22 protein-coding genes and 2 tRNA genes are annotated in these 25,530 nt (G+C 60.9%); 19 read left to right on the forward strand and 5 right to left on the reverse strand.

Annotated elements, in window-relative coordinates; translation table 11 throughout:
• Positions 1 to 41 precede the first annotated feature (41 nt).
• Complete coding sequence (locus tag PP263_RS12940) at positions 42 to 1,124, forward strand: type 1 glutamine amidotransferase domain-containing protein (protein WP_308363927.1); 1,083 nt, start codon at positions 42 to 44, stop codon at positions 1,122 to 1,124.
• A 153-nt stretch (positions 1,125 to 1,277) separates the two neighbouring features.
• Here the strand turns inward: PP263_RS12940 and folK are convergent, their stop codons facing one another.
• Genes folK through tsaD form a run of 3 tightly spaced genes read right to left on the reverse strand, consistent with a single transcriptional unit; the run spans position 1,278 to position 3,228 of the window.
• Positions 1,278 to 1,769: a 2-amino-4-hydroxy-6-hydroxymethyldihydropteridine diphosphokinase gene (gene folK / locus PP263_RS12945; RefSeq protein ID WP_308363928.1), complete on the reverse strand. Its 492-nt coding sequence runs from the start codon at positions 1,767 to 1,769 to the stop codon at positions 1,278 to 1,280.
• A 2-nt stretch (positions 1,770 to 1,771) separates the two neighbouring features.
• Positions 1,772 to 2,182: a dihydroneopterin aldolase gene (gene folB / locus PP263_RS12950; protein ID WP_308363929.1), complete on the reverse strand. Its 411-nt coding sequence runs from the start codon at positions 2,180 to 2,182 to the stop codon at positions 1,772 to 1,774.
• 17 nt (positions 2,183 to 2,199) lie between these two features.
• Positions 2,200 to 3,228, reverse strand: coding sequence for a tRNA (adenosine(37)-N6)-threonylcarbamoyltransferase complex transferase subunit TsaD (gene tsaD / locus PP263_RS12955; protein ID WP_308363930.1), 1,029 nt, complete (start codon positions 3,226 to 3,228; stop codon positions 2,200 to 2,202).
• A 172-nt stretch (positions 3,229 to 3,400) separates the two neighbouring features.
• Here tsaD and rpsU point away from each other — a divergent pair, with 172 nt between their 5' ends.
• From rpsU to PP263_RS12985, 6 genes are all read left to right on the forward strand, one after another.
• Positions 3,401 to 3,616 (forward strand): 30S ribosomal protein S21, encoded by a 216-nt coding sequence (gene rpsU / locus PP263_RS12960; RefSeq protein ID WP_183461320.1) that lies wholly within the window; start codon positions 3,401 to 3,403, stop codon positions 3,614 to 3,616.
• A gap of 265 nt (positions 3,617 to 3,881) precedes the next feature.
• Positions 3,882 to 4,328, forward strand: coding sequence for a GatB/YqeY domain-containing protein (locus tag PP263_RS12965; RefSeq protein WP_308363933.1), 447 nt, complete (start codon positions 3,882 to 3,884; stop codon positions 4,326 to 4,328).
• Between the two features lie 26 nt (positions 4,329 to 4,354).
• Positions 4,355 to 6,286: a DNA primase gene (gene dnaG / locus PP263_RS12970; protein WP_308363935.1), complete on the forward strand. Its 1,932-nt coding sequence runs from the start codon at positions 4,355 to 4,357 to the stop codon at positions 6,284 to 6,286.
• A gap of 196 nt (positions 6,287 to 6,482) precedes the next feature.
• The gene (gene rpoD, locus PP263_RS12975) at positions 6,483 to 8,345 is read left to right on the forward strand and encodes an RNA polymerase sigma factor RpoD (RefSeq protein ID WP_308363936.1); all 1,863 of its coding nucleotides are present in this window, start codon (positions 6,483 to 6,485) and stop codon (positions 8,343 to 8,345) included.
• Between the two features lie 84 nt (positions 8,346 to 8,429).
• Entirely contained in the window at positions 8,430 to 8,816 is a 387-nt protein-coding gene (locus tag PP263_RS12980; protein ID WP_308363937.1) for a diacylglycerol kinase, read from the forward strand.
• Positions 8,817 to 9,098: 282 nt separating this feature from the next.
• Entirely contained in the window at positions 9,099 to 10,691 is a 1,593-nt protein-coding gene (locus PP263_RS12985) for an autotransporter outer membrane beta-barrel domain-containing protein (RefSeq protein ID WP_308363938.1), read from the forward strand.
• Between the two features lie 175 nt (positions 10,692 to 10,866).
• Here PP263_RS12985 and PP263_RS12990 read toward each other — a convergent pair whose 3' ends face one another.
• Positions 10,867 to 11,463, reverse strand: a complete 597-nt coding sequence (locus PP263_RS12990; RefSeq protein WP_308363939.1) for a hypothetical protein — start codon at positions 11,461 to 11,463, stop codon at positions 10,867 to 10,869.
• A 273-nt stretch (positions 11,464 to 11,736) separates the two neighbouring features.
• Here PP263_RS12990 and PP263_RS12995 point away from each other — a divergent pair, with 273 nt between their 5' ends.
• From PP263_RS12995 to PP263_RS13045, 11 genes are all read left to right on the forward strand, one after another.
• Entirely contained in the window at positions 11,737 to 12,051 is a 315-nt protein-coding gene (locus PP263_RS12995) for a co-chaperone GroES (protein WP_308363941.1), read from the forward strand.
• Positions 12,048 to 13,682 carry a chaperonin GroEL gene (gene groL / locus PP263_RS13000; RefSeq protein ID WP_308363944.1) on the forward strand — a complete coding sequence of 545 codons (1,635 nt, stop codon included), beginning with the start codon at positions 12,048 to 12,050 and terminating at the stop codon, positions 13,680 to 13,682. The genes PP263_RS12995 and groL overlap by 4 nt, the downstream gene beginning before the upstream one ends.
• Before the next feature lie 188 nt (positions 13,683 to 13,870).
• A tRNA-Met gene (locus PP263_RS13005) sits at positions 13,871 to 13,972 on the forward strand.
• A gap of 51 nt (positions 13,973 to 14,023) precedes the next feature.
• Positions 14,024 to 14,100, forward strand: a tRNA-Ile gene (locus PP263_RS13010).
• A 238-nt stretch (positions 14,101 to 14,338) separates the two neighbouring features.
• Positions 14,339 to 14,719, forward strand: a complete 381-nt coding sequence (locus tag PP263_RS13015) for a hypothetical protein (protein WP_308363946.1) — start codon at positions 14,339 to 14,341, stop codon at positions 14,717 to 14,719.
• Positions 14,720 to 14,721: 2 nt separating this feature from the next.
• A complete protein-coding gene (locus tag PP263_RS13020) occupies positions 14,722 to 14,964 on the forward strand; it encodes a hypothetical protein (RefSeq protein WP_308363950.1) in 243 nt (80 codons plus the stop codon).
• Positions 14,965 to 15,311: 347 nt separating this feature from the next.
• Complete coding sequence (locus PP263_RS13025; RefSeq protein WP_308368610.1) at positions 15,312 to 15,518, forward strand: integrase arm-type DNA-binding domain-containing protein; 207 nt, start codon at positions 15,312 to 15,314, stop codon at positions 15,516 to 15,518.
• Positions 15,519 to 16,011: 493 nt separating this feature from the next.
• The gene (gene hsdR / locus PP263_RS13030) at positions 16,012 to 19,536 is read left to right on the forward strand and encodes a type I restriction-modification system endonuclease (protein ID WP_308363951.1); all 3,525 of its coding nucleotides are present in this window, start codon (positions 16,012 to 16,014) and stop codon (positions 19,534 to 19,536) included.
• A 174-nt stretch (positions 19,537 to 19,710) separates the two neighbouring features.
• Entirely contained in the window at positions 19,711 to 20,793 is a 1,083-nt protein-coding gene (locus tag PP263_RS13035) for a Fic family protein (RefSeq protein ID WP_308363952.1), read from the forward strand.
• Positions 20,794 to 20,827: 34 nt separating this feature from the next.
• Entirely contained in the window at positions 20,828 to 22,456 is a 1,629-nt protein-coding gene (locus PP263_RS13040; protein ID WP_308363953.1) for an N-6 DNA methylase, read from the forward strand.
• Positions 22,456 to 23,721 (forward strand): restriction endonuclease subunit S, encoded by a 1,266-nt coding sequence (locus PP263_RS13045; RefSeq protein ID WP_308363954.1) that lies wholly within the window; start codon positions 22,456 to 22,458, stop codon positions 23,719 to 23,721. Before PP263_RS13040 ends, PP263_RS13045 begins: the two co-directional genes overlap by 1 nt.
• Here the strand turns inward: PP263_RS13045 and PP263_RS13050 are convergent.
• Positions 23,677 to 25,229, reverse strand: a protein-coding gene (locus PP263_RS13050) for an IS3 family transposase (RefSeq protein WP_308363956.1) whose coding sequence is annotated in 2 segments (ribosomal slippage) — positions 23,677 to 24,776 and positions 24,776 to 25,229 — 1,554 coding nt in all. Because the reading frame shifts where the segments join, the coding sequence is not laid out codon by codon here. The two genes, PP263_RS13045 and PP263_RS13050, sit on opposite strands and share 45 nt — an antisense overlap.
• Between PP263_RS13050 and PP263_RS13055 the strand changes: the two genes are divergently transcribed.
• Entirely contained in the window at positions 25,230 to 25,490 is a 261-nt protein-coding gene (locus PP263_RS13055) for a hypothetical protein (RefSeq protein WP_308363957.1), read from the forward strand.
• The last annotated feature ends 40 nt before the right edge of the window (positions 25,491 to 25,530 follow it).

A 25,530-nucleotide genomic window follows, 5' to 3' on the forward strand; every position in this document is an offset into this window, starting at 1 on the left:
GTGGTTTGTAAGGTTCTCCTGTCAATCAGGAGAACTGCACCATGGGTAAAAAACTGCTGTTTATATTTTCCTCTTTTCTTTTATTGTTGCTGGCAACCGGGTTCTGGTTAAAGAGCCTGATCCCACCGCCGCAGGATCACCACGCACTGGCGCAAACCGTCCCCGCCGACCTGGATTACCTGCGGCAGAGGCCGGCGGAAAGCCGGGGCAGAATACTCGCGGTGGTCACCAGCACCGGCACCCTGGGTAGCACTGGAAAGTCCACCGGCTACGAACTGACCGAACTGGCCCGGCCCTACTATGTGTTTGTCGCCAACGGTTTTGACGTGGATATCGCCAGCCCCGAGGGCGGCCTGCCGCCAGTCGTTATCGACAACGACGATATGGGTCCCTTCGACTACGCCTTTCTCAACGATCCACAGGCACAGGAGAAGCTGCACAACAGCATCCCGGTAGATCAGGTAGCCGAAGAAAATTACCGGGCCGTGTTCTTTGTCGGCGGCAAGGGTGCCATGTTCGATTTTCCCGACAACCCGGCGATCCAGCGCCTGGTGCGCGAGCTATACCGGGACGGCAAGGTGATCGGCGCCGTGTGTCACGGGCCGGCGGCGCTGGCCAATGTCACGCTGGAAAACGGCGAATCGCTGGTGTCCAACCGTCGGGTGACGGGCTTCACCAATGAAGAGGAGCTGTTCCTAATTCCCGATGCGCGGGAAATATTTCCCTATTTGCTGGAAGACCGGCTGCGCAACAGCGGTGCGATTTTCGAGCCGGGGCCGGCCTACCTGAAGCAGGTCAGTATCGACGGCCAGTTGCTGACGGGACAGAATCCCTGGTCCACCTGGCCCGTGGCGGAGGCGATGGTGACGGCGCTGGGCTACAAGCCGGTTCCGCGCGCAATCACGCCAGCGGAAAATACCGTGGAAATACTGCTGGCCTATGAACAACGGGGAAGGGCAACGGCGGGAGAAAAGCTGCAGCAAATGCAACAACAAGAAGGAGAGGCCATCGACCGGCGGCTGTTGGCGATGCACGGCATAGTGGCCGCCATGCGCGGCGAGATAGGCAAATCGCTGGATCTTGTCCGGCTGCTGGCGCAGGCCGGGAGCTACGAAGCTCAATAGTCCCTGTAGGAGCGGCCCATGGCCGCGATCAGGCTTGGAGCAAACCTGAAATATCGATCGCGGCCAACGGCCGCTCCTACAGAAAATGGGGCCCGGCCTGGCCCTCTCCCCCGGCCCCTCTCCCATAAATGGGAGAGGGGAGAAAAGACGAGGCTACGGCCAGATAAATTCCACCGGCCAGAGTTTCTGCTTCGACTTGTCGTACTCCGCCCACATCCGCGCAAAGGTTTTGCCGGTCAGTGGATGCACGACGTCCGGCGCCAGCTCCGCCAGCGGCTGCAGTACAAAGGCGTTTTTCTCGATTTCGGCGCGGGGCAGTTTGACGCCGTCGACGGTGCCGCTCAGGTCATCGTAGGTGAGGATATCGATGTCCAGGGTGCGCGCGCTGAACTTTGGGCCGCTGCGCAGGCGGCCGTTGGCGTCCTCGATTTCGCGCAGGCGCAGCGCCAGCTGCCCCACTGGCAAATCTGTGTGTACTCCGACCACCAGGTTGTAGAAGTTGTCGCCTTCGAAACCCACCGCCTCGCTCTCGAAGACGCGGGAAATCTGCAATTCGCCGAATTGGGCTGCGAGCGCGTCCAGCCCCGCGCGGATATGGCGTTCGCGGTCGATATTGCTGCCCAGACTCAGAAATACTTGTGCCACGGTTATCCGGCCCCGGTCGGTTTGGCGCCTGCGGCCGATAAAGCGCCCGCGGCTGAGGCTGATAATGAGCCGCGCTCTATGAGTACCCCCACATCCCGCGAGCCGCGCACGGCACCGGGCTTGGACAGGCGCAGGCGCAGCCAGGGCACCTCGAACTCGTCGCGCACTATGGCCGCGATCTTTTCCGCCATGGTCTCCACCAGCAGGAACTCACTGCCCTCGATAAAGGCGATCAGGCGCTTGGCCACCGCCTTGTAGTTGAGGGTGTGCTCGATATTGTCGGTGCGCGCGGCCTCGGCAATATTGAACGCCATCTCCAGGTCCAGGCTCACCGTCTGGCGCACTTCCCGCTCCCAGTCGTAGATACCGATAATGGTATCCACCTTCAAATCGCGTATATAGACGATATCCAACTCAACTCTCCATCCAATCAGCTCTCCGCCAGTTCCGTCAGCGGCCAGCGGGGCCGCACTGTGATGTCCAGGTTCTCGCGCTGGCCCGCCTTCAGGCGCAGGCACCCGGCGTAGGCGATCATCGCGCCGTTGTCGGTACAGAATTCGTGACGCGGGTAGTAGACGCCTGCGCCCTCCTGCGCCAGGCGTGCCTCCAGCCGCTCGCGCAGCAGCCTGTTGGCGGACACGCCGCCGGCCACCACCAGGGTCTTGCGCCCGGTGGCCCGGATCGCCCGGCGGCACTTGATCACCAGGGTATCCACCACCGCCTCCTGGAAGGCGGCGGCGATATCCGCGCAGGTCTGCGGGTCCGGCAGGCCGTCTTCGAGGGCGTGATCGCGCACGGTATTCAGGGTGTAGGTCTTGAGCCCGGAGAAGCTGAAATCCAGGCCCGGCCTGTCGGTCATCGGGCGGGGGAAGGTGAAACGCCGCGGGTCGCCCTTTTCCGCCAGCGCCGCCAGGCGCGGGCCTCCGGGGTAGTCCAGGTCGAGCATCTTGGCGGCCTTGTCGAAGGCCTCGCCGGCGGCGTCGTCCAGGGATTCCCCCAGGAGCCGGTATTGCCCCAGGCCGCACACGTCCACCAATTGAGTGTGGCCGCCGGAGACCAGCAGGGCCACAAACGGGAAGGCGGGGGGGTTCTCCTCCAGCATGGGCGCCAGCAGGTGCCCCTCCATATGGTGCACCGCCACCGCCGGCAGATTCCAGCCGTAGGCCAGGGCACGGCCGGCACAGGCGCCCACCATCAATGCGCCGATCAGCCCCGGCCCGGCGGTATAGGCGACGCCGTCCAGGTCGCCGGGGCGGGTGCCGGTCTGCTCCATCACCCGGCGCACCAGCGGCAGCAGCTTGCGCACATGGTCGCGGCTGGCCAGTTCCGGCACTACACCGCCGTAGTCCGCGTGCAGGTCCACCTGGCTGAACAGCGCGTGACCGAGCAGTCCTTGCTCGCTGTCGTACAGCGCGACGCCGGTTTCATCGCAGGAGGTTTCAATACCGAGGACTCGCACTTCGACTCCGTTGGGGACCATTTTCGAGGCCGGCTATCATACCCGAAATGAGGCTTGCGATCGCCGGGGCGAGTGTATAGAATTTGCGCCCTCGCTCTGGACCGGCCTCCGGAATGCAGCTGCGAGACGCAATTGCCGGAAAGGCCGAGAGAAACGAATTACAGGTAAACAAATGCCATCAGTACGACTGAAAGACAACGAACCTTTTGACATCGCCCTGCGCCGCTTCAAGCGCTCCTGCGAAAAAGCCGGTGTACTGTCTGAAGTGCGCCGCCGCGAGTTCTACGAAAAGCCCACCGCTGTGCGCAAGCGCAAGGCGGCCGCGGCTGTGAAACGCCACGCCAAGAAGCTGCAGCGCGAGAACCGCAAGTTCCAGCGTCTTTATTAAGGACTGCAGCACCACTAAGAGGCTGCAGGCGCCACTGGCCAGAAGCCAGAGGCCCGGAACAGAACAAAAAACGGCGCGCGGGCCGAACCCGCGCGCCGTTTTTTGTTGTTGGGGAAAGCGTTATTCTTGGCACTCACTCACAAGCTTGCCGCCTCCTGTAAGAGCGGCCCATGGCCGCGATCGGGCTCCCTGCCAACGTAAAGCCCGATCGCGGCCATGGGCCGCTCCTACAGAATCAGTGCAACCCCACCCGGAAATAAGAACCATGAGCACACTGAAGGACTCCATCACCCAAGCCACCAAGGACGCCATGAAAGCCCGCGCCAAGGAGCGCCTGGCCACCCTGCGCCTGATCAATGCGGAGATCAAGCGGGTGGAGGTGGACGAGCGCATCGAGCTGGACGACGCGCGCATTCTCGCCCTGCTGGACAAGATGACCAAACAGCGCCGCGATTCAATCGCCCAGTATGAGAAAGCCGGCCGCGCAGAATTGGCGGCGGTGGAACAGGCGGAAATCGACGTGATCCAGGAATTCCTGCCGGAGCAGCTCTCCGAGGCGGAGATCAGTGAAATCGTCGCCGCCGCGGTAAAAGAAACCGGCGCCAGCGGCATGGCGGACATGGGCAAGGTGATGGCCCTGGTGAAACCCCAGGTGCAGGGCCGCGCGGACATGGGCGCGGTGAGCAGACTGGTCAAGGCGCAGCTCGGCTAGGGCTTACTTACACACATCGAGAAACTATGGCCGGCAAGATCCCCCAGCACTTTATCGACGACCTGCTCGCGCGGGCGGATATCGTCGAGGTGATCGACAGCCGGGTCAAACTGCGCAAGACCGGGAAAAACTATTCCGCCTGTTGCCCGTTTCACGATGAAAAGACCCCGTCTTTTACCGTCAGCCCGCAAAAGCAGTTCTACTACTGCTTCGGCTGCGGCGCCAATGGCAACGCGGTCGGTTTCCTGATGGAGTACGACCGCCTGGGCTTCCCCGAGGCGGTGGAAAAACTGGCCGCCAGCCAGGGGCTGGAAGTCCCGCGAGAGCAATTGGCCCCGGGTCAAGAGCAGCGCCAGCGTCGGAGCCAGTCGCTGTACCAGGTCACCGAAAAGGCTGCGGACTACTTTCGCGCGCAGCTGCGCGAGCATCCGGCCGCCGGCCGCGCGATCGCCTACCTCCGGCAGCGCGGCCTGTCCGGCGAAATAGCGCGGGACTTCGGCATCGGCCTGGCGCCGCCGGGCTGGGACAACCTGCTCAACCACCTGGGCGACAGCGCCGAGAAGGCGGACCAGCTGGAGCTCGCGGGCCTCGCCATCCGCCGCCAGGACAGCGACGGCACCACCAAGCCCGGCACGCGCCACCACTACGACCGCTTCCGCAACCGCATCATGTTCCCGATCCGCGATCGCCAGGGGCGCGCCATCGCCTTCGGCGGGCGGGTGCTGGGAGACGAAAAACCCAAATACCTGAACTCCCCCGAGACCCCCATCTTTCACAAGGGCCGCGAGCTCTACGGCCTCTGGGAGGCCCGCCAGGCCAACCGCGAACTGGAGCGGCTGATCCTGGTGGAGGGCTATATGGACGTGGTGGCCCTGGCCCAGTTCGGCATCCGCTGCGCTGTGGCCACCCTGGGCACCGCCTGCGGCGAGGAGCATATCCAGTTGGCCTTCCGCCACGCGCCGGAGCTGGTGTTCTGCTTCGACGGCGACCGCGCCGGGCGCAGCGCCGCCCGCCGCGCCATGGAATCCGCCCTGCCGCAGATGCAGGACGGGCGCAGCCTGCGCTTCCTGCTGCTGCCGGAGGGCGAGGACCCGGACACCCTGGTGCGCCAACTGGGCGGGGAGCGTTTTACCCGGCTGATCGAAGAGCAGGCGCGCCCCCTGGAGGACTTCCTGTTCGACCTGCTCGCCGAGGGCATCAACCTGCAGACCATGGACGGCCGCGCGCGTCTGTCCAAACTGGCCGCGCCACTGCTCGACCTGCTGCCCCCTGGCGTCTACCGCCAACTGATGTTCCAGCAGTTGGCCGCGCGCACCGGCCTGGACAGGGACACCCTGGAAGAAGTGATCATCGCGGAAAAGGCCAGGGCCCAGGCCCAGCGCGAACCGCAGCCGGAACAGGCCGGGGCCGAGCCGCCCCCCAACCCCGAGGACCCCGGCGATATACCGCCGCCGGGATACGAACCGGCCCGCGAGCCCCGGCGATCACCCTCCCCCGAACCCCGCCGTAGCGGCCAGTATCGATTGCCCGCGGAGCGGATGTTGATCGCCCTACTGCTGCACCACCCCCAACTGGCGCAGCAGATCGGCGACAGCCGCCGGTTTCTCGATAGCGATCACCCCGACCTGCAACTCTTCGGCGAGGTGCTTCAGGTCATGCACCAGCGCCCGAACTGCAACCAGAACCAGTTCTTCGGCCACTGGATGGCGCACAAGGACAAGCAGTCACTGGATATCCTGACCCGGCTGTCTTCCAGCCACCCGATTGCCGGGAACCACGACAGGCAAATGGAATACGATCCCCAGGCGGAGTTCTCCGACTGCCTGCAACGCCTGGAGCTGGCCGAGCAGAAGCAGCGCAACCGCGACCTGCTGGAGCAGTTGAAAGGCGGCAGCGGCCAGCTCAGCGCGGAGGAGCAGATGGCGCTGCTGGCACACTGGCGGCGCAGTCGCGAATAACCCCGGCGCAGCCCTTGAAAACCCGCGACGCAACACCATATCCAGTCAACCCCGGGCGGGGCCGGGAAACCCGAGCACTCCAGACACCGAACCCAGACGTCGCTTGACAGTCAGAGTGGTTATTGCTATCGCAAATACGCTATAATCCCGAGTCTTTGTCCCGTTATTATCCCACCAAATTTTTTCAGGGTTGTGCATGACCGACAACACCCAACAGCAGACTTCCCGTATTAAGGAACTGATCGCCCGCGGCAAAGAGCAGGGCTATCTGACCTACGCAGAAGTAAACGACCACCTGCCGGAGGACATTTCCGATCCGGATCAGGTGGAAGACATCATTGGCATGATCAACGACATGGGCATCAAGGTGTACGAAACCGCACCGGATGCCGAAGAGTTGCTGATGGCCGAAGGCGACAGCTCCGCCGATGAAATCGCCGCCGCCGAGGCCGCCGCCGCCCTGGCCGCGGTGGAATCCGACGTGGGCCGCACCACCGACCCGGTGCGCATGTACATGCGCGAAATGGGCACCGTGGAGCTGCTCACCCGCGAGGGTGAGATCGCCATTGCCAAGCGCATCGAAGAGGGCCTGCGCGAGCTGATGGCCGCCCTGGCGTACTGGCCCGGCGCCGTGCAGCATGTCATCGACGAGTACAAGCTGATCGAGAAGGAAGAGCGCCGTATCCCCGACGTGATCGCCGGCTGGCTCGACCCGGCTGAGGACGTGCCCCCGGGGGCACAGACCGGCCAGGGCGCCGACACCAACAGCGAAGCCGAGGACAGCAGCTCCGACGACGACGATGACGACGACGACTCTACCCAAGAGGAAGAGGAGAACACCGGCGGCATCGACCCGGAAGAGCTGGCCGAGCGTATGAAGAAGCTGATCGCCGCGCAGAAGAAGGCGGACGCCGCGATCAAGAAGCACGGCCGCGACTCCAAACAGGCCGGAGAGGCCCTGGAGGACGTGGGCGAGGTATTCCGCTACTTCAAGCTGGCCCCGCGCCAGTTCGACCCGCTGTACAACGAAGTGCGCAGCATTCTCGACGACGTGCGCGAGCAGGAGCGCACCGTGATGAACCTGTGCATCAAGCGGGCGAAGATGCCGCGCAAGACCTTCATCAAGGAGTTCCCCGGCAACGAGACCAACGAGGACTGGATCCCGGGCATCATCAAGAAGAAGCGCGACTACTCCGACGCCCTGCGCCAGGTGGCCGAGGACATCATCCGCGCCCAGCGCAAGCTGGCCCAGTGCCAGGAGCGCGCCGGCCTGGATATCGGCCAGGTCAAGGAGATCAACCGCCGCATGTCCATCGGCGAGGCCCGCTCCCGCCGCGCCAAGAAGGAGATGGTGGAGGCCAACCTGCGCCTGGTGATCTCCATCGCCAAGAAGTACACCAACCGCGGCCTGCAGTTCCTGGACCTGATCCAGGAGGGCAACATCGGCCTGATGAAGGCGGTGGACAAGTTCGAATACCGCCGCGGCTACAAGTTCTCCACCTACGCCACCTGGTGGATCCGCCAGGCCATCACCCGCTCCATCGCGGACCAGGCGCGCACCATCCGCATCCCGGTGCACATGATTGAGACCATCAACAAGCTCAATCGCATCAGCCGGCAGATGCTCCAGGAGATGGGCCGCGAGCCCACCCCGGAAGAGCTGGGCGAGCGCATGGAGATGCCGGAAGACAAGGTGCGCAAGGTGCTGAAGATCGCCAAGGAGCCCATCTCCATGGAGACCCCCATCGGCGACGATGAGGATTCGCACCTGGGCGACTTTATCGAGGACCAGAACCAGTCCTCGCCGATTGACACCGCCACCCAGACCGGCCTGCACGATGCCACCCGCTCCGTGCTCTCCGGTCTGACCGCGCGCGAGGCCAAGGTGCTGCGCATGCGTTTCGGAATCGACATGAACACCGACCACACCCTCGAGGAAGTGGGCAAGCAGTTCGATGTGACCCGCGAGCGCATCCGCCAGATCGAGGCCAAGGCCCTGCGCAAGCTGCGCCACCCGTCCCGCTCGGAACACCTGCGCAGTTTCCTGGACGAAGGTTAATCCGCCATCCGTACCCTCCCCTCTCCCGCTTTGCGGGAGAGGGGCCGGGAGAGGGTGGTAAGGAGATGACACAAAGAAATGCCCATGCAAGAACAGTTCGTCAACAAACCCGGCAAAACCGGTGTCGCCCGCCTGATCGACGCCACCAGCTACTCCTGGCACGGCCTCGCCGCCACCTGGCGCAATGAAGCCGCTTTCCGCCAGGAAGTAACCCTGGCAATCTTCCTGATCCCCATGGCCCTGTGGCAGGGACAGAGCGGCCTCGAGCGCGCACTGCTGGTCGGCGTCACCCTGCTGGTGATGATTGTGGAACTGCTCAACAGCGCGGTGGAAGCGGTGGTGGACCGGGTGGGTCCGGAAAAGCACCCGCTGTCGAAAATCGCCAAGGACACCGGCTCCGCCGCCGTCTCCCTCTCCCTCCTGCTGTGGCTCACCACCTGGGGCTGCATCCTGCTGCCTCGCTGGCTCTGATCTGGATGACACTGAGTTAAGCGATAGACGTGATGCGAAGGGCCTGATACCGGGGGTTCTTTGCGGGACTGTTTGCGAGAGGGACCTCGCAGACAAGCCTACAAGGACGTATTCACGGCGTGTCCCGCAAAGAACCCCCGGTAGCAGGCCCGCCCCATCTTAACTTAGTGCCCCCTGCCCCAATCCAGAGCTTTATCCGCCGCTGCAGCCACCACCTTCCCCCGACTCCACTAGACTTCCTGCACTAAAGTACCAATACCGCTATAAACCAGGGACAGGTTTATGACGCGCCCGCGTATTTCCCGTATCCGCCGCGCTGCCGTTCTCCTCTTAACGCTCTGCGCCGGCTACTGCGACCCGAAAATCGCCCTCTCCGCCGACAGCGACTCACTGCCCACCCGCCTGATCGTCGGCCCCGGCAGCGTACTGCGGATACCGGAGCTCAATGCCCGTATCGCCCCTCCCGCCGGACGACATCTGCTGGTGGAAAATCGCGGGAGCATCGATCTGCGGGGAAATACCGCGAACCACCTCACCATCGGCGGCGACTACATCGGCAGCGGCACCCTGCACCTGGACGCGGTGCTCCTGGGCGACGATTCCCCGGCGGACAGACTCGTCATCGATGGCGGCCACGCCACCGGTAGCACCGAAATCCAGGTCAACTGGGCGGGCGGCAGGGGGGAGCAGACGGACACCGGCATACTCCTGGTAGAGGCTACTGGCGACGGCTCCACCGCAGACGGCGCCTTCCACATGCAGGGCTCCCTGTCCGCCGGCCCCTACGAATACTTCCTGTTTCGCGGCGCCGGCGGAAACCGGTCCCTGGAGAACAACTGGTACCTGCGCTCCAGTGTGCTACCGGGCAGCGCACCGCCGGCCGCCGGAACCTCTTCTCCCACCCTGGTGGCACCGGCACCACCGCCGGGCGCGGCCCCGCTGCCACTCTACCGCCCGGAAATCCCCCTCTACGCCCAGGCCAAACCCCTGGCCCACCGGGTCGCCCTTGAGGAGGTCGGCAGCTACCACGACCGCTGCGGCGACCAGGGCAACTGGACCGAAGCGAACAGCTGCGCCTGGGTGCGCCTGCACCACAAGGACGGACGGCTCGGCTGGGGAGGCGCAGTGGAAAATCGCTTCGATGGCCGTACCAGCGGCTTTCAACTGGGGGCCAATCTCTTCAGTTGGCCTACCGATGCCGGCCTGCGGGAGTGGGGTCTGTTTTTCGGCGGCAGCCGCACCGGGGGCGACGTGCGCGGATTCGCCCGGGGTTTCAAAGACTACCACGCAGGCCACAACGAACTGGACAGCTACTACCTGGGCGGCTATATGACCCACCACCGGGCGGACCGAGGCTACCTGGACATAGTATTCAGGGCCGCCTTACTGGAACTGGAAAGCCTCTCCACCCGGGATATCGGCGACACCGTGCGCGGCCCCCAGTTGACGATCTCGGTGGAGAAAGGCTTCACCTTCGCCGCCACCGACGGCATCAACCTGGAGCCCCAGCTCCAGGCTGTGGCCAACTACACCAACCTCAGCGCCTTTCAGGACGGCATCTCCCTCGCGGAACCGGACATGACCCCGGAAGCCACCCTGCGCGCCGGTCTGCGCGGCTACAACAGCCGCGGGAACAACCGCTACTACCTGTTCACCAACCTCTGGCACACCCTCAGCGGCAACGACGAACTGCTGTTCGGCAAGACCCGCCTGGACGGCGAGCGCCGCGCCAGTTGGGCGGAGATAGGGGCAGGCTTTGTATGGCTGGAAAGGCGCGGCGGCAGCGCCTTCGCCAATATCGGCTACCAGCGCTCCATCGACGACCTGGACTGGGAGGGGGGCAGCGCCAACCTGGGTTTCGACTGGCGCTGGTAGCCGTGCAAATGCAACGCCGCAGATGGCTGCTTAGCGGCCCGCCCGAAGGGAGCCCCCCAAAATGTCCACAGCCGCGTTGCCGCTCTTGAAAAGGGCGAGCCATTCCCTGCGAGCGGCGCCTTGCTGTGAACATTTTGGGGGGCTCTGATAACCGCATTTAGTACCTTACACCACACTAATGCGGCAAGTCCGACTCGGGCAGACTGATTCCCAGGGCCAACAGTTGGCCGGCGAGTCGCGGGTCCCGGCTCTGGCGCCAGCGCTGGTAGAGGTTCAGGACATCGGCGGCGTCGAACAGCTTCTGTCGGGCGCATACCTGCGCAACGAGCTCCAGCATACGCGCAAACATCGCCGCGAGTTCGGAAAAGATATGGCGGTTTTGCCGCGAATTTTCAGAGAGATAGTCATAGGCACCGCCACCCATGCCGATAAAGTAATCCTTGAGAATGCCGCGGCGGGCGAAACTCTCCGGAAACAGCGCCCCGAGAAACAACGCCAGGTCACCCAACTGCCGCAGGATCAGGCAGCGCTCCCCGGGATCGACGGCCTCCCAGGCGTCCTTGTAGAGCAGGGCCAGGGGACGGATACTCACCTCGCCCCGATCGTAGCTGAAGAGCTGGTCACTGTCGCCGAAACGGGCGAGCATAGTGGCCATATACCAGAGCGTGTCCTTGTGCGGCGGGGGCGTCAGCTGCTGTCCGTGCTCCTCCAGTCGCTCGCGAAAGTAGTCGGCCAGGGTCATTGCAAATTTTTGTTGCTGCACCAGGGACATCTGGGACCTCCTCGGGCTCTTCAGGCTCGCTTAGAAGCCTTTTAAAAACTATAAACCAAGCTTAGAAAATTTCCATTTTCATTGGGTCACTTTTAATAAAAAAAAATTATAAAAATTACCCATTGGCCTCTCTTGAAAAGCATCGGGTCGATCCTATTTTGCCGTTCAGGAGGCCGGGAGGAATATATACCGCATTCCCCAGCTTTCCTGCATCCATTTTATGATTTCTGCTTTTACCTGCAATTGTTGCGTTTACTTATAGGAGGAAATCCAATGAGTATCAGACCGCTCCACGACCGGGTGGTTGTCAAACGTCTTCCTGCAGAAACCGTCACCAAAGGCGGCATTGTTATTCCGGACAAGGCCGCTGAAAAGTCCACCCAGGGTGAGGTTTACGCGGTGGGTGAAGGTGCTCTACTGGACAATGGAGAACTGAGGCCGCTGGCGGTTAAAGCCGGCGATCGCATTTTGTTTGGCCAGTACTCCGGCCCGGAAGTCAAAATCGACAACGAGACCTACCTGATCATCAAGGAATCCGACATTTTGGCGGTACTGGATCAAACCAGCGTACAGGAGCAAGCAGCATGAGTGCGAAGACCGTAAAATTTTCCGACGATGCCCGCGAGCGCATGTTGTCCGGCGTCAACATTCTGGCGAACGCGGTAAAGGCCACACTCGGCCCCAAGGGCCGCAACGTCGTGCTCGATAAAAGCTTCGGCGCACCGCGGGTCACCAAAGACGGCGTATCCGTCGCCAAGGAAATCGAACTGAAAGACAAGTTCGAAAACATGGGCGCGCAAATGGTGAAGGAGGTCGCATCCAAGACCGCCGACGTGGCCGGCGACGGCACCACCACCGCGACCGTGCTGGCCCAGGCCCTGGTTCGCGAAGGCCACAAGGCCATCGCCGCGGGCATGAATCCGATGGACCTCAAGCGCGGTATCGACGCCGCCGTCAGGGCCGCCACCGAACAGCTGACCGAGCTGTCCAAGCCCTGCGACGACAGTAAGTCCATCGGCCAGGTGGCGACGGTATCCGCCAACTGGAACACCGACATAGGGGAGATTCTCGCCGAGGCGATGGAGAAAGTGGGCCGCGACGGGGTTATCACCGTCGAAGAAGGCAAGTCGCTGCAAAACGAACTGGAAGTCGTCGAGGGTATGCAGTTCGACCGCGGCTACCTGTCGCCCTACTTCATCACCAACCAGGACAAGATGCAGGTCGAGTTGGAAAACCCCTATATCCTGCTGTTCGACAAAAAGATCAGCAATATCCGCGACCTGCTGTCGCTGCTCGAGGCGGTGGCCAAGGCCGGGCGCCCGCTGCTGCTCATCGCCGAGGATATCGAGGGCGAGGCGCTGGCAACGCTGGTGGTCAACAACCTGCGCGGCATACTCAAAGCCGCCGCGGTCAAGGCACCGGGCTTCGGCGACCGCCGCAAGGCCATGCTGCAGGATATCGCCACCCTCACCGGCGGAACCCTGATCTCCGAAGAGGTCGGCCTAGCCCTGGAGAAAGTCGAGCTGGAGCAACTGGGCAGTGCCAAGCGCGTGGTGATCAGCAAGGAGAACACCACTATCGTCGACGGCGCCGGCAAGAAGGCCGACATAGACGCGCGCACGGCCCAGATCCGTGCCGAGATCGAGGAGTCGACTTCGGACTACGACCGCGAAAAGCTGCAGGAGCGCGTGGCCAAGCTCGCCGGCGGTGTCGCCGTGATCAAGGTGGGCGCGGCAACCGAGGTGGAAATGAAGGAGAAAAAGGACCTGGTGGACGACGCCCTGCACGCGACCCGCGCCGCCGTCGAAGAGGGCATAGTGCCCGGTGGCGGCATCAGCCTGGTGCGCGCCGCGGACCAACTGCGCAAATCCGGCCTGAAGGGCGCCAATGACGACCAACAGCTGGGTATCAACATCGCCCTGCGTGCGATGGAGGAGCCCTTCCGCCAGATAGTCGCCAACGCCGGCGTCGACGGCAGCGTGATACTGGAAAAGGTCCGCACCGGAGAGAGCAACGCCTACGGCTATAACGCCCAGACCGGTGAATACGGCGATATGCTCGAGCTGGGCATTATCGACCCCACCAAGGTCACCCGCTCCGCGCTGCAGAACGCCGCGTCAATTGCGGGCCTGATGCTCACGACGGAAGTGATGGTGGCCGACAGGCCCAGCGAAGAAAAGGGCCGGGACACCCACCCTCACGCACACGACTTCGAGTAACCGCCTGCGGCAGGGGCCGGAAGGCCCCTGCCTTTTTTCCCTCTCTGCCGACACCCGCGATCCAGCCCGGCGCAATGGCGCCTGCCGCTTCGGCCGCCGTCGGGTGCCGAAAGGCGTTGATCCACAAGGAAAAATCGAGTAATTTGCCAACCCGCTCGCGCGTCTCGCCGCGGGCGCCGTGGGGGCCCTTAGCTCAGTTGGTTAGAGCATCCGACTCATAATCGGGGAGGGCCACGGTAAGGCAGAGCGGAAAAAACACATTAAAAAACAACGACTTACAGTGACCTCCAGCAACGCAATGTTGCTCCGTGTTCGCACCATGTAAGCATTTTGAAAATTGCGGGCCCGTAGCTCAGTTGGTTAGAGCATCCGACTCATAATCGGCAGGTCGACAGTTCAAGTCTGTCCGGGCCCACCACTCAAAGCCCCGTACCATGCGGGCTGTAGCGCATCTCCCCCAAAGACCGGCCCCCTCAAAATTTGTTGACACAGGCGTACATGGCCACGCAGAGGGCACAGTAGCCGCCAGGGTGCGCGGCCTGCGGCCCGGAGCGGTGCGCTTAACCCTTCTGCACCAGCAATGTGAACAAAGTTAAGTAAAGGAAGACTGCTCTATGGCAAGATGACCAGCCGAAACAACCAATAGGGATATACTGATGAGCAACACGGAAACGCTGTACCTCACCCAAGAAGATTTGTACCGCATCGGCAACGCATCTTCCTCCAAACTTGCTGACGTACGACAGGGCGAGGTAAGGATTGTCGAGGTGGGCGGAATTAAGACGGTTGTCGCAAATGACCAAGGTGTGAGCCTGTACAACAAGACCGGGCTGGATGACGCACCGCTGTCCGGCTGGGTCTACGAGATCAAAACGGGAACAGCTCTGCCCCCGGGGCTGAGATTATGGAAAGACCCCAAGATTGCAGGCCATTACCACGTTTGCGCCGCCCATAACATGCCCTACCATAAGTACGTCGGACTACTCGAAGAACTGGCATTACGCTGCACCAAAGTATTTAAGAAGAAGAGCGCCTGAACATGAGAAGCCATGATTTTTCTCTCGATGCAACTAACGTCAACGTAATCTGGCGCGCCCTGTGTGACAGAGAAGAGAAGTTGCTCGATATCATCAAGAACGGCGACGAAGAAAGTGATGAGGTAGTCTTTGCCAGCAATGACGTTGTCTACCTTCGCGGCTTTAAGCGCTGGATAAAAGAGGAAGCGTTAAAAGCTTTCGATGAATCGGTACTGAGCACCAGCGACGACGTTATCGAGCCGTAACCGCTCAGCTCATACGACAACGCCCCGGGGCATTGCTGCCGCTCCACTGCCAGCGCCTCCCACTCATCACAGGACATTAAACGCGGGACCAGGGGCCTATTTGCAGTAGCGCCCCGCTTCTGCTCTAGCGCCTCAATGCGGCGCAATAAGGCCGTCGGCTTCCTCATATGCCTGCGCTCCAAAAACAACCCTTCGTAGGCGGTCTCTCATATTGTGGTAGGCGCCCAGTCTGTGCCCTCGCAAAGCCGGGGGTCTGGGGGCGCATCTGGTGCACCCCGCAATTTCGCACCAGTAGGTGCCCTCAAATTCAGCCGCCGCCACAGGGCTAGCGCTATGGCTCTGACGGAATTGCAAGTAAGCAAGCAAAACCGAAGGACAAGGACTACAAGATGTCCGACGAAAAGAGCACGGACCTGCTGCTGAAGAAGACCGGCGCCAAATACTGGAGGTTCAAGTATCGCCACCCCCACACCAGAAGAGAGCGACAGCTCGCCCTAGGTGTGTACCCGGAAACCAGCCTCAAGAAAGCCCGCAAGACGCGACGAGGCTTATAGATATCTACCATGCTCCTGTTCGGATTCGTGCAAGGGGGTCACGAGAGGTTTTTGTGAAGTGACGGTTATTGGGGACTTAAAGGCGAAACACCAATTTCGGAAGCCCTTCCCCGCCCAATGCGCTCAAAAAACAACACCTTACAAAACCCTACATTCAAATCAGCTCTCACCACCTCGACTTGAACGCTGGGGACGAGCCATATCGCGAACTACTTCGTCTTTGACCCGGTACTCTGGAATCTGGTCGCTCAGCGAACAGCGTCGACCGATTCTATAAAACCCTATTTGGTCAATTGGTATCCGCTTTCATGGCGTGAACTCCCTCACATTCCCCGGTAGAATCATCCAGTTGTCTGAGATAACCCGACAAAGGCGTCATGGCCCCAGGAAGGGGCTTCAGCGCTCGGCTGAGTCATTGCGCTATGCGCACGGAAGTTGGTGCCCTAGCCAGGCAGGCTTCTCGGTATATCAACAGAATAAGAAAGGGGAAGCAGTGAGGGACGCCAATACCGGACTGTCGATGAATTTCAGCTTCCTGGCCGAGCACGATGAGCTGTTCGTCCAGTTGGCTGGTGCCGCCGAGCGCGCCTTCTCCAGTGATCCCAACACCACCCTGATCAAGCTGCGCCAGCTTGGCGAAGCCCTGGCACAGCACATCGCAGCCCGGGTGGGCGTCGAGATTGATGAGCAGACCAGCCAGGCCGACCTGCTTTACCGCCTCAATCGGGAGCTGCGCCTGGAGCCTGTAGTGCGGGAGCTGTTCCACACCCTGCGTATCGAAGGTAACAAGGCCACTCACGAATTCAGGACCCAACACAGAGAAGCGCTGGACGGCCTCAAAGTCGCCCGGGCCCTGGCTATTTGGTTCCATCAGTCCTTCAGCAGCTCGGGCACCAAGTTCAAGCCCGGCCCCTTTGTTCCCCCGACTGATCCAAGCCAACAGCTTCGCCAGCTGCAGACCGAGATTGAGAAGCTCAAGCACGATCTGCAGGAGGCCAACGTCCAACTGGACTCCAGCCAACAGCTCAACGACCTGATTGCCAAGGAGAAGGCAGAATACGAGGCCCTGGCGGTGGCGATGGACGAGGAGTCCCGGGCCAAAGCCGAAGAGGCAGCATCCCACGAGCAGGCTTTGGCGCATCAGCGGCAGGAATACGAGCAGAAGATCAACGCGCTACAGCAACAGCTGACCGCACAGGGCGACAAGACTATCACCGCCGAGCGCCAGAAGGTCGCCAAGCGGACCCAGGCCGCCAGCCAGCACATCGTGCTGAACGAGGAGCTAACCCGCATTCTGATCGATCAGCAGCTGGTAGAAGCCGGCTGGGAGGCCGACAGCCAGGAGCTGACTTACCAGAAAGGCGCCCGGCCGGAAAAGGGCATCAATCGAGCCATTGCAGAATGGCCTACCCAAGGTGGCCGGTCAGACTACGTCCTTTTCGTCGGCCTCACGCCCATCGCGGTAGTGGAAGCCAAGAAAGAGAACACCAATGTTGCCGGCAAGATCCGCCAGGCGGAACGCTATAGCCGGGGCATTCAAGTTGCCGCCCCACTAATCGGCGCCTGGGAGCTGGCCGGCCGTACCGTGGCGTGGCCGGATGAGGCGGAAGGCCATTACCTGGTGCCGTTCGCCTACTCCTGCAACGGCCGCCCCTATGTCCCGCAGCTAGAGGAGCAATCCGGCACCTGGTTCCGCGATGTGCGCGAACCCAGCAATACCCGCCGCGCGCTACCCAAATTCCACACCCCGGACGGCCTACTCGACCTGCTCAAGCGCAGCAAGGAACAGGCGGAGCAGAAACTTCAGCAGGAACCCTTCGGCTATCTCAAGCTGCGCGACTACCAGGAGAAGGCCATCGTCGCCACCGAGAACGCGCTTGCCGCCGGCGTCCGCCAGGCATTGCTGGCCATGGCCACCGGTACCGGAAAGACCCGCACCATCATCGGCCTGATGTACCGCTTCCTGAAAGCCGAGCGCTTCAAGCGCATCCTGTTTCTGGTGGACCGCACCGCCCTGGGCCAGCAAGCCATCGACGCCTTCAACGAAGCGCCGCTGGAGCAGAACCACACCCTGTCCAAGATCTACAACGTGGCCGAGTTGGGCGATATGGCCGCGGAGGCGGAGACCCGCGTGCAGGTGGCTACCGTGCAGGCCATGGTCAAGCGCGTCTTCATGAGCGATACCCCGCCGCCGGTGGACCAGTTCGACTGTATCATCGTGGACGAGGCTCACCGCGGTTATACGCTCGACCAGGAAATGACCGAGGGAGAGCTGGCCACCCGCGATGCCAGTCAATACCTGTCCGCCTACCGCCGCGTGCTGGACTACTTCGATGCGGTGAAGGTTGGCCTCACTGCCACACCGGCCAAGCACACCAGCAAGATCTTCGGCAAACCGGTGTACACCTACTCCTACCGCGAGGCAGTGGCCGACGACTGGCTGATCGACCACGAGCCGCCCATCCGCTACGAAACCCTGCTGACCCAGAACGGTATCCAATTCGAGAAGGGCGCCGCAGTCCAGGCCATCAACATCCAGACCGGAGCCGTGGAAGCGGCCGAGCTGGAAGACGAACTGAACTTCGATGTCGAGGCCTTCAACCGCCGGGTGATCAACGAGAACTTCAATCGCGTAATCTGCGAGCAGCTGGTGCAGGAACTAGACCCCTTTGGCGACGAGAAGAGCATGATCTTCTGCGCCACCGACCTGCACGCAGACATGGTCAAGCGCTTGCTGGATGACGCCTTCAAGGACCTCTACAACGGCGAGTACAACCAAGCCGCGGTAGCCAAGATCACCGGCCAGAGCGACAAAGTGAACCAGCTGATCCGCGAGTACAAGAACGAGCGCTACCCCAATATCGCCATTACTGTGGATCTGCTCACCACCGGCATCGATGTCCCCAGGATCTGCAACCTGGTGTTCCTGCGCCGGGTGCGTTCGCGCATCCTGTACGAGCAGATGATCGGCCGCGCCACCCGCCGCTGCGACGAGATCGGCAAGACGGTGTTCCGCATCTACGACCCGGTGGATATCTACGCGGCGCTGCAGGACGTAAACACCATGAAACCCCTGGTGAAGGACCCCAACATCAGTCTTGAGCAGCTGGTGGACGAACTTACCGATCCGGAGCAACTTGAGCGGGCGCTGAACAGTCCCGGTGAGCAGAAAGGCGAATCCCACGCGGATGTGGTGTTGAGCCAGCTCAGCCAAAAGCTGATGCGGGTACTGCGCAAGGCGGACAAGAAAGCCGACGGCAAGCCTGCACTCAAGCAGAAACTGGGGGATCTGGAACACCAGTGGGGCATCGCGCCCAAATCACTGCACAAGCACCTGCGCGACCTCGGGCCCACACAGGCAGCCGAATTCATACGCCAGCACGCCGGCCTGCTAAATCAACTCACCGAAGTCAAAACCCTGCTCGGCAGCGAAAAGATGCCGCTGATCTCCGAGCACGAAGACGAGATCCGCGAGCGCACCCAAAGCTATGGCGCGCACCAGCGGCCGGATGACTACCTGGATAGCTTCAACCAGTTCATCAAAGACCAGCTCAACCAGTCCGCCGCCCTGGCGGTAGTGGTGAACCGGCCCCGCGACCTCACTCGCGAGCAACTGAAGGAAGTGAAGCTGCTGCTGGACAACCACGGCTACTCGGAAGCCAACCTGCAAAGCGCCGTGCGCAACCAGACCAACCAGGACATCGCCGCCAGCATTATCGGCCATATCCGCCGCGCTGCGCTGGGGGAGGCGCTGGTGCCCTTCGAGCAACGAGTCGCCAAGGCGATGGACACCATCTACACCCACCAGAGCTGGACGCCCGCCCAGCGCCGATGGCTGGGCCGCCTGGCCAAACAACTCACCCACGAGGTCATCATCGACCGCAACACCATCAACCAGATGCCCGCCTTTGAAGGCGGCGCCAGACGGCTGGACAAGGTGCTGGGTGACCAGTTAGACACGGTTCTCGGGGCGCTGAACAGCTCTCTCTGGCCAGAACAGGAGGCACAGCATGCGTGATAGACCGCATTTTGGCCGCCTTATGTATAGAAATATGGATTTTCTATATACAATGCGCGCGACGCGCATAGTGGTTGGCGATTGTTATACATGTCGGGACGGATATGCATAGCCTCTCCCGGACTGCCGATATTTAGCCCTTTTGACACCTCCCTGGAGCCTGCGACGCCGGACATGAGCAATCACACGATCCCCAAGCTACCGCTCAGCGACATAGAGGCACTGGAAACCCGGGCCGTGCTCAAGAAGACCGCGGAGGCACACCGCTATCTGGCCGAACTGAAAGGGGTCGCCGCCACCATCCCCAACGAGGCAATCCTGATCAACACCCTCAGTTTGCAGGAAGCCAAAGACAGCTCCGAGATCGAAAATATCGTCACCACCCACGATGAACTCTACAAAGCCAGCCTGCTGACCGAAGCTGCAGTTACCCCCGCCACCAAGGAAGTGCAGGACTACGCCTATGCCCTGCGCGAGGGTTTTGCAGTAGTGCGCCGGCAGAAGGTTATCCGCCTGGGCGACATACTGACGGTACAGCAGCACCTGGAGCGCAATAACGCGGGCCTGCGCCGCCTGCCTGGCACCGACCTGAAAAATGCCCGCACCGGTGCAGTGGTCTATACGCCGCCGCAGCACGCCGAAGAGATCGAGCTGCTGATGGCCAACCTGGTGGAATACATCAACGACAACGACCTCTGCGACGCCGATCCGCTGGTGAAGATGGCCATCATCCACCACCAGTTTGAGAGCATTCACCCTTTCTATGACGGCAACGGTCGCACCGGGCGTATCCTGAATATCCTGTACCTGGTGGCGCAGGACCTGCTCAACCTGCCGGTGTTGTATCTGAGTCGCTACTTTATCCGCAATAAGGGCGGCTACTACCACCAGCTGCAGCAAGTGCGCGATACCGGCGACTGGGAGCCCTGGCTAATCTACATGCTCGACGGTGTCATCGATACAGCACAGGCCACCATCACCCTGATCCAGCAGATGAAACAGCTGATGGGTGCCTACAAGCACCGCATGCGCGACGAACTGCCGAAGATCTATCGGCAGGAGCTGCTGAACAACCTGTTCAAGCACCCCTACACCAAGATCGAATATGTGGTGGAAGATCTGGATGTCACCCGTATCACCGCCACCAAGTATCTGGACCAGCTGGTGGAATACGGCTTTCTCATAAAGGAGAAGGTCGGCCGCAGCAATTACTACATCAACCAATCCCTTTGCGCCCTGCTCATCGAGCAGGCCTGAGCGCCCCCAAATTCAAAAGTTTGATAGGTACCCAATGACCAACAACGACATCGTCCAGAAACTATGGAACCTCTGCGACGTGCTGCGGGATGACGGCATCAACTACTCGGACTACGTCACCGAGCTGGTGCTGCTGCTGTTTATCAAAATGGTGCACGAGAACACCGAGGCCGGCACCCTGCATAAGCACCCGCTGCCGGAGGGCTGCCGCTGGAGCGATCTCAACGGCAAGTCCGGTATCAACCTGCTGGACGACTACAAGCGCATACTGCTGACACTCTCCACCGGCAAGGACGGCTACGGCAACGTCGTGCACGAGGACCCGCTGATCAGCGCCATCTACGCCGACGCCCAGACCCGCCTGCGCGAACCGCGCCACCTGGAGCAGATGGTCAAATCCCTCGACCAGATCGACTGGTTCAGCGCACAGAAAGACGGCCTCGGCGACCTCTACGAGGGACTGCTGCAGAAGAACGCCAACGAAACCAAATCCGGCGCCGGCCAGTACTTCACCCCGCGTGCGCTGATCAACTCCATGGTGCGCTGTATCCAGCCTCAGCCGGGTGAAGTGATTCAGGACCCGGCCGCCGGCACTGCCGGCTTCCTGATCGCCGCCGACCGCTATATCAAGGACAACACCGACGAGCTGTTCGACCTGAAGCCCCGGGAACAGAAATTCCAGAAGAACCAGGCCTTTGTCGGTATCGAGCTGGTACCCGGAACCCGCCGCTTGGCGTTGATGAACTGCCTGCTACACGGTATGGAAGGCGACGAAGAGGGCGTCGTGCACCTGGGCAACGCCCTCGGCCAGGTCGGTGCCAGCCTGCCCAAAGCCGACATTATCCTCGCCAACCCACCGTTCGGCACTGCCAAGGGCGGCGAGGCCAGCATCACCCGCGACGACCTCACCTACAAGACCAGTAACAAACAGCTGGCCTTCCTGCAGCATATTTACCGCAACCTGAAGCCCGGCGGCCGCGCCGCGGTGGTACTGCCGGACAACGTGCTGTTCGAAGCTGGCGTCGGCACCGAGGTGCGCCGCGACCTGATGCACAAGTGCAATCTGCACACCATCCTGCGCCTGCCCACCGGCATCTTCTACGCCCAGGGGGTGAAGACCAATGTGCTGTTCTTCACCAAGGGCAGTGCCACCGACAAGCTTCAGGAAGAAAACAGCACCGAGAATGTGTGGGTCTACGACCTGCGCACCAATATGCCGAGCTTCGGCAAGCGCACCCCGTTCGGCGAGCTGCACCTGAAGCCGTTCGAGACCGTGTACGGCAAGAAAGCGGACGGCACAAGCAAGCGCAGCGAAGGCGAGTGGAGCTTCGGCGCCGAGGAGATCGATCTGGCGCCCGAAGCCCAGAGAGCCGACGAAAATCAGGACGTGGACGAGCGACTGGCGCACAGCCGCTGGCGATGCTTCAGCCGCGAGTGGATCGCCGAGCACAAGAGCGACTCGCTAGATATCAGCTGGCTCAAGGACGCCGACAGCGTGGACGCGGCGAACCTGCCAGAACCTGCCGTACTAGCCGGTGAAGCGATGGGCGAGCTGGTGCAGGCACTGGGAGAGCTGGACGGTCTGATGCGGGAGCTGGGGGCCGGGGAGGAGGCAGATGCTCAAAAGGTATTGCTTGGTGAAATGCTGGGTGAGGTTAAGTAATGGCCGGCAAAAAGCTCTCGGCGGGATGGTGCACAACTGAATTACACGAGCTTGGTCAAATCGTCACTGGAAAAACCCCCAGCACGAAGAACCCAGATAACTTTGGGGGAGATATACCTTTTATAAAACCGGGCGACTTGGATGCTGGAGGATACATACGGCATACCGCTGACAGCTTAACTAAAAACGGAGCCAGCTCCGTTCCTACACTGCCAGAATATTCTATCGCTGTCACATGTATTGGGAACTTGGGAAAAGTCGGCATTACTACTTCGATTTCAGCCACGAATCAGCAGATAAACTCTATTATCCCAAGCAAACTGCTGGATTATAGATTCCTATATCATCAATTGTGCACATTGAAACCATGGCTCGAATCTGAGGCTTCAGCAACAACGGTTGCCATTATTAACAAAGGAAAATTTTCCAAAGCCCCAATTGCTTTACCGTCAATAGCCGAACAAAAAGTCATCGCCGACAAACTCGACACCCTGCTAGTCCAGGTGGAAAACACCAAAGCCCGCCTCGAGCGCATCCCCCAGATCCTTAAGCGCTTCCGGCAGTCTGTGCTGGCGACAGCAGTTACCGGCAAACTGACGGAGGATTGGCGCGGGCGGTCAGAATTCGCATCTAAAGCAGGGGCTTTGAAAGATTTCGTGGCGATCGATGTGGGCCATGCCTTCAAAAGCAAAGAGTTTACTGACACCGGGATTCGCCTACTTAGAGGCCAAAACATTGAACCTGGCGCACTAAAGTGGAAAGAGACAAAGTACTTTCCTGAGCAGAAACTTGATGAGTTTTCACACCTTTTCCTTCGCGAAAATGACGTTATCCTGGCTATGGACCGCCCGATAATCTCAACGGGGTTGAAGCTAGGCCGAGTGAAACCAATCGATCTCCCATGCGTTCTTGTTCAACGAGTCGCACGATTTAAAGATTTTTCCGATCTTTCAGCAGATTACTTATACCTTCTACTAAGCGATTTGGCGTTTACAAATTACATACAGCCAAATCAAACGGGCAGCGACATCCCTCACATCAGCGGCAAGCAAATTTTAGCATTCCCGGTCAAAATTCCATCACTCGAGGAACAAGAAAAAATCGTACAGCAGGTCGAGCAACTCTTCACCTACGCCGACACCATCGAAAAACAGGTTAACAACGCCCTGGCGCGGGTCGACCACCTCGGCGTTTTTCAAGATAGTTGTCGCCTTTTTTCGTTACGCTGCGACTTTGGTTTCTGGTTCTTCTTTCTGTGGATTTAGGGCCACTGCACCAACCGGTGTCCAGTCCCTTGTCTCTCCAGACCAGCGCGATGGATTTCTTTCCCTCGCCAGCTTGTAGACTTTCTCCCGCTCGGATAATAGGGCCACATCCTTGCCGTCATGCCTGTCCGCCGGGGTGACATACTTGATGCCACTATGCAGATGCTCGTGGTTGTACCAGTGCATAAATCTCTCTACCCACTGCCTCGCCTCGTCCAGTGAAGCAAAGCCCTCCGAGGGCCAGCGTGGACAGTATTTCACCGTGCGGAACAACGATTCCGAGTAGGGGTTATCGTTGCTCACCCGTGGGCGACTGTGCGAAGCCTGGATGCCCAGATCGTACAGCTTGGTCTGCAAGGTCTGCGACTTCATCGGCGCGCCGTTGTCGGAGTGCAATACCGGGGGACTGCAAAAACACTGCTCCCGCAGCATAGCCCGCTGTATCAGCACCGCCGCATGTTCGCCGGACTCGCTCTCGTGTACTTCCCAGACCACGCCCTTACGGCTATAGATGTCTTCCACCAGATACAGGTAGTAATACAGCCCCTTCACCGATGACGGCAAATAGGTGATGTCCCAGGTCCACACTTGGTTGGGCGCCTCGGCCACAAAGGTGGCGGGGGCCTTGCGTTTCTTCCTGGACTTCGACCGTCCGCGATGATGCAGTTGGTCCGCATCCCTTAACGTTCGGTAGAAGCTCGATTCTGACGCAATATACTCGCCGCGGTCCGCCAGCGTGGGCACTATCTGGCCCGGTGGCTTGCTGGCAAACTCCGGACTGTTGCACGCGGCCAGGATCGCCTGCCGTTCCTCTTCCGCCAGTTTGTTGTGTGGCTCTGGCCTCTGTGCATCGGGTCGCCGGTCTTCTTGCGGCGCCCCCTGGGCAGTCCAGCGCTGCAGGGTCCGCAGACTGATCCCAACCTCCGCACAGGCCCGGCCTCTGCGGGCACCCGCAGCCACAGCCTCTTCTATCCACCCAATCAGTTGACGCCGCTCCGGGGCCGGGGTCATTCTTCCCCGCTGTCCTCTCCCCAGAGGGCATTCAGCTTTTTTCTCAACACCAGCAGCGCTGTCGTTTCCGCGAGGGCCTTTTCCTTTCGGTGAAGATCCTTCTCTAACTCCTTGATGCGCTTCTTGGCCCGCCGCGCCTCTTCCCGCTCCTGTTTGCGGCGCTCGGCATCGGTCAACGTGCCTTGAATACAGGCCGCCCTCCAGGCCTGTACCTGCTCCGGGTACAGCCCCTTGCTGCGGCAATACTCACTCAGCGCGGCTTCGCTGAGGCTGGCGGTTTCAACGACGACCGCGAACTTGGCTTCCGCCGACCAATCTTCGCTCTGTTTACCACTACCCGGCACCGGTATACCCTTCTCTTTGGCTTGCTGGCGCCAATTGTACAGGGTGCCTTCGCTGATGCCTTCTTCCGCCGCGACGTCCGGGATGGGCCGGTTCTCCGGCGGCAGCAGCTTCTTCAACACTGAGGCTTTGCGTTCTGTGGAATAACGGGGCATTTGCTCCTCTTTACCGCCCCCTGTCTTGGCTTCTTCGGTTCAGTAGAGGCGACAACTATCCTGACACAGGGGGACCTCACCCAGTCCATTCTCGCCAAGGCCTTCCGCGGTGAACTCACCGAGCAGTGGCGCCGGGACAATCCGAATCTGATCAATGGCGACAACAGCGCGGCGTTGCTGCTGGAGCGCATCCAGGCCATGGCCAAGCCGGGAAAGAAAACGCGACGGAAAAGGGCCAGCGTAAAAGCCATCGCAGGCTGATGATACCTACTGAAAATATCCTTAGGTATCGCCATCAACG

The sequence above is a fragment of the Microbulbifer sp. TB1203 genome, assembly GCF_030997045.1.
Taxonomy (GTDB): Bacteria; Pseudomonadota; Gammaproteobacteria; order Pseudomonadales; family Cellvibrionaceae; genus Microbulbifer.

Bases quoted from the DNA above. Each gene is read 5' to 3' on its own strand.
- PP263_RS12940 (WP_308363927.1), top strand. From the start codon at position 42: ATGGGTAAAAAACTGCTGTTTATATTTTCCTCTTTTCTTTTATTGTTG.
- rpsU (WP_183461320.1), top strand. From the start codon at position 3,401: ATGCCATCAGTACGACTGAAAGACAACGAACCTTTTGACATCGCCCTG.
- PP263_RS12980 (WP_308363937.1), top strand. From the start codon at position 8,430: ATGCAAGAACAGTTCGTCAACAAACCCGGCAAAACCGGTGTCGCCCGC.
- PP263_RS12985 (WP_308363938.1), top strand. From the start codon at position 9,099: ATGACGCGCCCGCGTATTTCCCGTATCCGCCGCGCTGCCGTTCTCCTC.
- PP263_RS12965 (WP_308363933.1), top strand. From the start codon at position 3,882: ATGAGCACACTGAAGGACTCCATCACCCAAGCCACCAAGGACGCCATG.
- PP263_RS13045 (WP_308363954.1), top strand. From the start codon at position 22,456: ATGGCCGGCAAAAAGCTCTCGGCGGGATGGTGCACAACTGAATTACAC.
- dnaG (WP_308363935.1), top strand. From the start codon at position 4,355: ATGGCCGGCAAGATCCCCCAGCACTTTATCGACGACCTGCTCGCGCGG.
- PP263_RS13015 (WP_308363946.1), top strand. From the start codon at position 14,339: ATGAGCAACACGGAAACGCTGTACCTCACCCAAGAAGATTTGTACCGC.
- PP263_RS12990 (WP_308363939.1), bottom strand. From the start codon at position 11,463: ATGTCCCTGGTGCAGCAACAAAAATTTGCAATGACCCTGGCCGACTAC.
- PP263_RS13040 (WP_308363953.1), top strand. From the start codon at position 20,828: ATGACCAACAACGACATCGTCCAGAAACTATGGAACCTCTGCGACGTG.
- rpoD (WP_308363936.1), top strand. From the start codon at position 6,483: ATGACCGACAACACCCAACAGCAGACTTCCCGTATTAAGGAACTGATC.
- PP263_RS13020 (WP_308363950.1), top strand. From the start codon at position 14,722: ATGAGAAGCCATGATTTTTCTCTCGATGCAACTAACGTCAACGTAATC.
- PP263_RS12995 (WP_308363941.1), top strand. From the start codon at position 11,737: ATGAGTATCAGACCGCTCCACGACCGGGTGGTTGTCAAACGTCTTCCT.
- PP263_RS13035 (WP_308363952.1), top strand. From the start codon at position 19,711: ATGAGCAATCACACGATCCCCAAGCTACCGCTCAGCGACATAGAGGCA.
- groL (WP_308363944.1), top strand. From the start codon at position 12,048: ATGAGTGCGAAGACCGTAAAATTTTCCGACGATGCCCGCGAGCGCATG.